Below are 6,000 nucleotides of genomic sequence, written 5' to 3'. Positions count from 1 at the left end.
TCAACATGGTAATGCTGTACATGAAGAAAGCTTCATGGTGCGTTCATGAGTTGTTCATGTCCATGGCGTATTGTACTGAATGTATAGTGCTTGACTAGCCCCGATTAAAAAAGAACTTGTTGTGAAAAATGACTATATTAACAATAATGAATCATGCGTTCGGGTAAAAGGTTCCACGGGTGTGGGCAGCTTCAGATACCATCCAGAGCAAAAAGTATTTCAGAGAAACAATCAAACTGCACCGATGGTTAGGGCCGTTGAGTGCGTGGAGACCACACATGGAAAATGAGTTGAGCACTGTTAAGATCGGCTTGGCACTCGTGCTGCTAGGGCTATTGTTTGGCGTGGGAATGGGTATTGTTTTTGGGGTCAATGAAGATCTGTTTAAGGATTATATAGCCCAAGGAATTGCGGCTAATCCGGATTTGCACGATGCCAAAAGTCCGGACAAAATTTGGAGGTATGCGCAACGAGCCCACTTTCACGCCACAGGTATTGCAGCCTTCTCGCTGGGCCTAGTCATCCTTGTCCTGTTTTCCACACTCAAACCTACCTATAAGAGGGCGTCGGCCATACTTCTGGGGCTGAGCAGTTTCTACCCACTGTCCTGGTACACGATGTTTTGGTTGGCTCCATCTATTGGTCGTGGACCCGCTCATGCGCATATTCTGACCGAGAGTTTCGTCTATATCGGCGTGGGAGGTTTATTGCTCGGAGTCTTTTTTCTTTGCGGAAATTTATTCCTCGGGCTTTTTCGAAAAGATTCCAGAATATTAGATCAGGCTTAAGACAACCTGCATCCCTGGACAGAGGGGTGTGCCAGCCTCAGCCTCTTTAAGGATTGTTCACGTAATGCGGGCATCATATTTAAGTTTTGTGTATTTCAGAAAATTCCCTCGCAAAAAGGCAGCTAGTTTTTTAGAGAAGTTGGGTTTGGGAAGGTATCGTTTGGGGGGAGAGGCGCACTATTAACGACATCTTGTCGTAGGGCTTGCCTAAGGAGAGGTCGTGAATCTTTATTCTGGACAGTTCGAGATGTTTTAGAAATTTCGGAAGAAAAGATAAAAGGGCTGAACAGAAACAGGAGCAACACCAAAGGCCAGAAGATGGGTTTCTTAAATGGGCAGTAAATGCAGGTATCAGATTTAGCAATTCGATGTTGTGACTTTTGTATTCCTGTGGGGCTGTAGCTCATTGGACTGCTCTGTTGGCTTACAGTGAATCCCTTTTGGCGGTGATAACGACCAGCCGTTATTTTATCGGGTGTTCCTCCTGATTTATTGACGATCCTCTCCTGATCATTGTCTTGACACCCATCTTTTGGATTTCCCTCAGCGAAATGTTGATTGGCTAACTCCCAAAATGCAGTGGAGAGTGAAACAGAATCTCGCTTGCTGAAGTATGGGAGGAGAGACCCCAAATGTTTGGAGCATTGTTTTACCGCTCTTAAATAGCTCTGATTTGGATTATCTATCTGCAGTCCCTAAAGTTTCCCCCATCCATTCCGATACTTTAGTTAGAGACCTTGAAACCTAAATTTCTCACCTAGGGTATATAGGCCTAGCAAGTCGAATCCGTTTTTAAAAGGCGAGACCAAATCTCTGAGTCCGACATTGAGCCTGGTTGCAAAAGGAGGGCTGCCCTCCCTGAGCAATACCAGGAAGACCAGTTCTTCTGCAGAAAATACCGCTAAGACCCGATAATTCTTGATTGTCCCTTCTTTGGAATTTCGTTCTACCCAACTGTTTCTAAGAGGTGTTTCGTCAATAAAAACATTATCAACACTTATGACAATGGATAAACCGTTTACACCGCATGCTGATGGCGCCAAATGGTTTTTTTATTGTCAAAAAAAAGGAGTTAACCAAATCTCATGAACAAAAATGTTCCACAAACCGTGACGACGTTGGAATGTCCAGTTTTAAAAAAAGAGTGCGAAGTCAACTTTGAAGTGAATGTCTTCCGTGGGGCGAATCATGGGGGTGTGGAGGCCACCACCTGTTCAGAATTTTTGAACAACAAAGGCGTCCCCACTTGTGGACAAAACTGTACCCATACCCCAGAAGCTCAAAAAATACACGAACAGGAGGTTGGCAAACATCAGAAAGAATTAGGTGAAATTGGGGCAAATGTTATTGGTTAGATGACAAAGATAATGGCTGAATAAGTGATACTACTTAATCAGAAAAGCCGAACCAGAAACATACCAAAACAAGAGAAAGGGGACATCCATGAAAGGTCAGGTTTTTAAAAGTTTTGTTTTTGCTACCTCACTCGCATTCTTCTGTGGGATTCTACAGGTACCAATCGTTCTGGCCTCATCCGTGGCCTCAGAGAAAGTCGAGTTGGAAATCACGGTCAAAGTCAGTCAAAAAGGGTTTATAGACCACAAAGGAAAACCGTTTGTTGGCAAAAATGTTTTAAATATTCCGAAAGATAAGCTTGTTCGAATTACCTTTGTGTTTGATGAAGACATGACCAGCTTGGCGTATGGAGATACACACCAGATCGCCATTTCGGGAAATGAAGGTTGGACCAAGGAATCTCAAAAGATTTGGGTGCTCAATAAAAAAGCCCATGTCACCTTTCAGACCGGAAAAGAAGGCGCCCACTATCGAGCCTATTGTATTTTAGATTGTATCGGGATGGAGCATTTAAATAATCTCATAATCCGAGTGGTCTAAGGGCACGACATCCCTGCCAGTGAAGGCGGGGACATCTATTGAGGTTTAAAGGACCAAGTTAAAAAGAGCTGCGCCAAAACACGCAGCTCTTTTTTTTTCCGTGGACTTCATGGACAAATAACCTTTCTGCTACTAGATGTCTCAACTCGCTTAGTGCAAAAACCAGGCGAATCCTTCCCATTGGTCAATGGATCACAAAAGATATTGCATCGGACATGACGATAACAGCGACGAATTGGACCGGGGATTGGATATTAAGCCGTTAAAGGGTTTCATCTGTGGCTCGCTGCTGAAGAGTCAGCAGGCCCTAGTAGGAAAAGTGGTCAAGGAATTAATACCGGTTGTAGGAATTTATTCTTCCAGGGTTGAAATGTCTCCGGGATCCTGGCCGAGTTCTTTGGCCTTTAAGACCCGGCGCATAATTTTGCCTGAACGGGTTTTAGGAAGGGAGGGAACAACCTCAATCTCGCGGGGGACGGCGATCTTGCCCAATTCCTGTAAGACGTGGTCCTTCAAACTTTTGATGAGATCAGGAGTCTCCTCTTGCCCTTGCTTCAGGATGACGAAGGCTTTGATCTGTTCTCCGGCGGTCGGATGCGGTTTGCCAATGACGGCGGCTTCCACCACCGCTTCATGGCTAACGAGGGCGCTTTCGACTTCCGCCGTGCCGATCCGATTCCCGGCGACTTTCACGACATCATCTGCTCGGCCCATAAACCACAAGTAACCGTCCTCATCCTTATGACACACATCGCCCGCGGTATACACACCGGGGATGGTATTCCAATACAGGAGATAGCGATCCGGTTCTTTGTAAATGGTTCGCATCATTGACGGCCAGGGTTTTTTAATGACGCCAAATCCTCCGCCATGCTCCACCGTGTTGCCTTCGCGGTCCATGACATCGGCTTCGATGCCTAAAAATGGGCGGGTGGCAGAGCCGGGCTTGAGTGGCACGCAGGGGAGGGGTGTGACCATGATCATGCCGGTCTCTGTTTGCCACCAGGTATCCATGATGGGTTTGGTGCCGCCCGTCACGCGATGGAACCATTCCCAGGCTTCCGGATTAATGGGCTCGCCCACCGATCCTAAAATTTTGAGGGACGAGAGATCGTATTTTTTAGGCCAGTCCTCTCCAAATTTCATGAGTAACCGTATGGCCGTAGGGGTGGTATAGAATATCGACACGCCATAACGTTCAATCAGATCCCACCAGCGCCCGGGATTAGGGTAATCAGGTTTGCCTTCCGCCGTTAAAATCGTGGCGCCGTTTAAGAGCGGGCCGTAGACGATGTAGCTGTGGCCGGTGACCCACCCAGGATCGGCCACGCAAAAATAGACATCTTCATCTTTGAGGTCGAAGACATATTTAGTGGTGATATAGGTGCCCACCATATAGCCGCCGTGGACATGGACCACACCCTTAGGTTTGCCCGTGGTCCCTGAAGTATAGAGAATATAGAGTGGGGTTTCGGAGTCGAGTTGCTCGGCTTCACACTTCGGGGATTGATCTTTGAGCCAGTCCTCCCAATCCATTTCTTTGGAAGCTTGAAGAGGGGAGGCTGATTGTTCCCGTTGGACGACGATGACTTTTTCCACGGTTGGACATTTGGCGACGGCTTCATCGACGACCGGCTTGAGCGGGATCTTTCTACTGCGGTCATATCCCACATCTGCGGTAATGACCACCCGCGCCTCGCACGCTTCTATGCGTGCGGCCAACGCAGTGGCGCTAAAGCCGGAATAGACCACCGAATGAATGACTCCGATGCGGGCACAGGCCAGCATGGCGACGATTTGCTCGGGGATTTTCGGGAGATAGATCATGACCCTGTCGCCCTTTTTGAGGCCCAGGCTTTTGAGGCCATTGGCGCACTTGTTGACCTGCCGATATAACTCGCCATAGGTCAGGATTCGTTCCTGACCTTCCTCTCCGACCCAAATGACAGCGACTTTATTTTTTCGCCAGGTTGCGACATGGCGATCAAGACAGTTGTAGGCAATATTGCAGGTGCCTCCCACAAACCATTTGGCCCAGGGATAGTTCCAGTCCAACACTTTATTCCAGGGGGAAAACCAGTGGAGTTCCTTGGCAACACCGTCCCAGAATTTTTCAGGATCCGCAATGGATTGCTTGTACGCGGTGTCATAGTCTTGAATGTGGGCATTGGCTTTTATGTCCGGGGGGGATGGAACCACCCGGGTTGATCGTTGCAGGGTTTCAATATTTTCATTCATTAGGTCTGTTCCTCCTTAGTTACGCATTTTGGGGACGCCATCAAGAACCCTTCCTCTCAGGGAATCGGTCGATAAGCCCATTATGCTGCCCTGGGCTCGTTCCTTCAAGAGGGCAGTGATTAAAGACCGTGAAGAAGAGGTGGAAAGTAAATAGGTAGAGGCGATTATGAATATGAGGACCAGCACGGACCGTAAGCTGTTTGGTCTTATATAGGAAGAATTGGATTGAAATGGATTAGATCAACTCAGAGAACCTGGGGTTTTTAATTAAATGCATGACGGGGTTTTGCGAATTGGGCTTGTATGTGTCCATATTTTGCGGCGTAATCCTGTTGACTCCGACGAATCACATCATGGGCCTCCTCTCGACCATAGACATGCGTGATTTCGCAATTCTTTTTTTGCGAGCCGGGAGCATCTTTGTAGGTCAAGAAGTAATGCATGAGGCGTTCCACAAAATGGACCGGACAGGCTTTGATATCGGTCCATTGTTCATGGAGGGCGTCGCCTTTGAGGACCGCCACAATTTTATCATCGGCTTCATCTCCATCGATCATACGCAAGCCACCTATAGGAATAGCCTGTAGCAAAACGTCTCCATGAATAATGCTTTTCTCAGTCAGGACACAAATGTCTAATGGATCCAGATCGCCGACGAGGCCAGGCCGATTGGTACAACCGGCGCTAAGTTCCGCGACGGATTTTCCGCAATACGTTTGGGGAATTAATCCGTACAGCGTGGGGCACACATTCGAATAGCGCTGTGGCCGGTCTACGCGCAAATGGCCTGACTTTTTATCCAATTCATATTTGACGGTGTCGGTGGGTACAATTTCGACATACACCGTGACGGTGAATGGTGCATCCTCTCCTATTTCGACACCGTGCCAAGGATGGGATTTACAGGGGAATCCAAAGTTTTGCCATAGAGAGAAAAATTCTTGTTCGTTCATGAAAAGTTTTCCGGTTGTGGGATGAGTGAGCCCAGTAAAAGTGCAATGACCTCCACTAGCTTTCGGTCTGAGGCTACTTCATCTTAACCGGCCATGCCTGTGGGGAATGTGCTGTTACGTATTGG

The 6,000-nt window shown here is 47.6% G+C and carries 5 protein-coding genes; 3 read left to right on the top strand and 2 right to left on the bottom strand.

Annotated elements, in window-relative coordinates; translation table 11 throughout:
* The first annotated feature begins 278 nt into the window (after positions 1-278).
* From AAH187_RS08630 to AAH187_RS08620, 3 genes are all read left to right on the top strand, one after another.
* Complete coding sequence (locus tag AAH187_RS08630) at positions 279-788, top strand: hypothetical protein (RefSeq protein WP_342348045.1); 510 nt, start codon at positions 279-281, stop codon at positions 786-788.
* A 1,085-nt stretch (positions 789-1,873) separates the two neighbouring features.
* On the top strand, positions 1,874-2,143 hold the full coding sequence (locus tag AAH187_RS08625; protein ID WP_342348044.1) for a hypothetical protein: 270 nt from the start codon (positions 1,874-1,876) through the stop codon (positions 2,141-2,143).
* A gap of 88 nt (positions 2,144-2,231) precedes the next feature.
* Positions 2,232-2,684: a hypothetical protein gene (locus AAH187_RS08620; protein WP_342348043.1), complete on the top strand. Its 453-nt coding sequence runs from the start codon at positions 2,232-2,234 to the stop codon at positions 2,682-2,684.
* Positions 2,685-3,035: 351 nt separating this feature from the next.
* Here AAH187_RS08620 and acs read toward each other — a convergent pair whose 3' ends face one another.
* Entirely contained in the window at positions 3,036-4,922 is a 1,887-nt protein-coding gene (gene acs, locus AAH187_RS08615; protein ID WP_342348042.1) for an acetate--CoA ligase, read from the bottom strand.
* 263 nt (positions 4,923-5,185) lie between these two features.
* Positions 5,186-5,875, bottom strand: coding sequence for an inorganic pyrophosphatase (locus tag AAH187_RS08610; RefSeq protein ID WP_342348041.1), 690 nt, complete (start codon positions 5,873-5,875; stop codon positions 5,186-5,188).
* Between the last annotated feature and the right edge of the window lie 125 nt (positions 5,876-6,000).

It is taken from the genome of uncultured Nitrospira sp., assembly GCA_902500695.1.
GTDB lineage: Bacteria > Nitrospirota > Nitrospiria > Nitrospirales > UBA8639 > Nitrospira_E.
The sequence above is the reverse complement of the archived record's forward strand: the minus strand, read 5'-3'. Positions and strand labels throughout refer to the sequence as shown.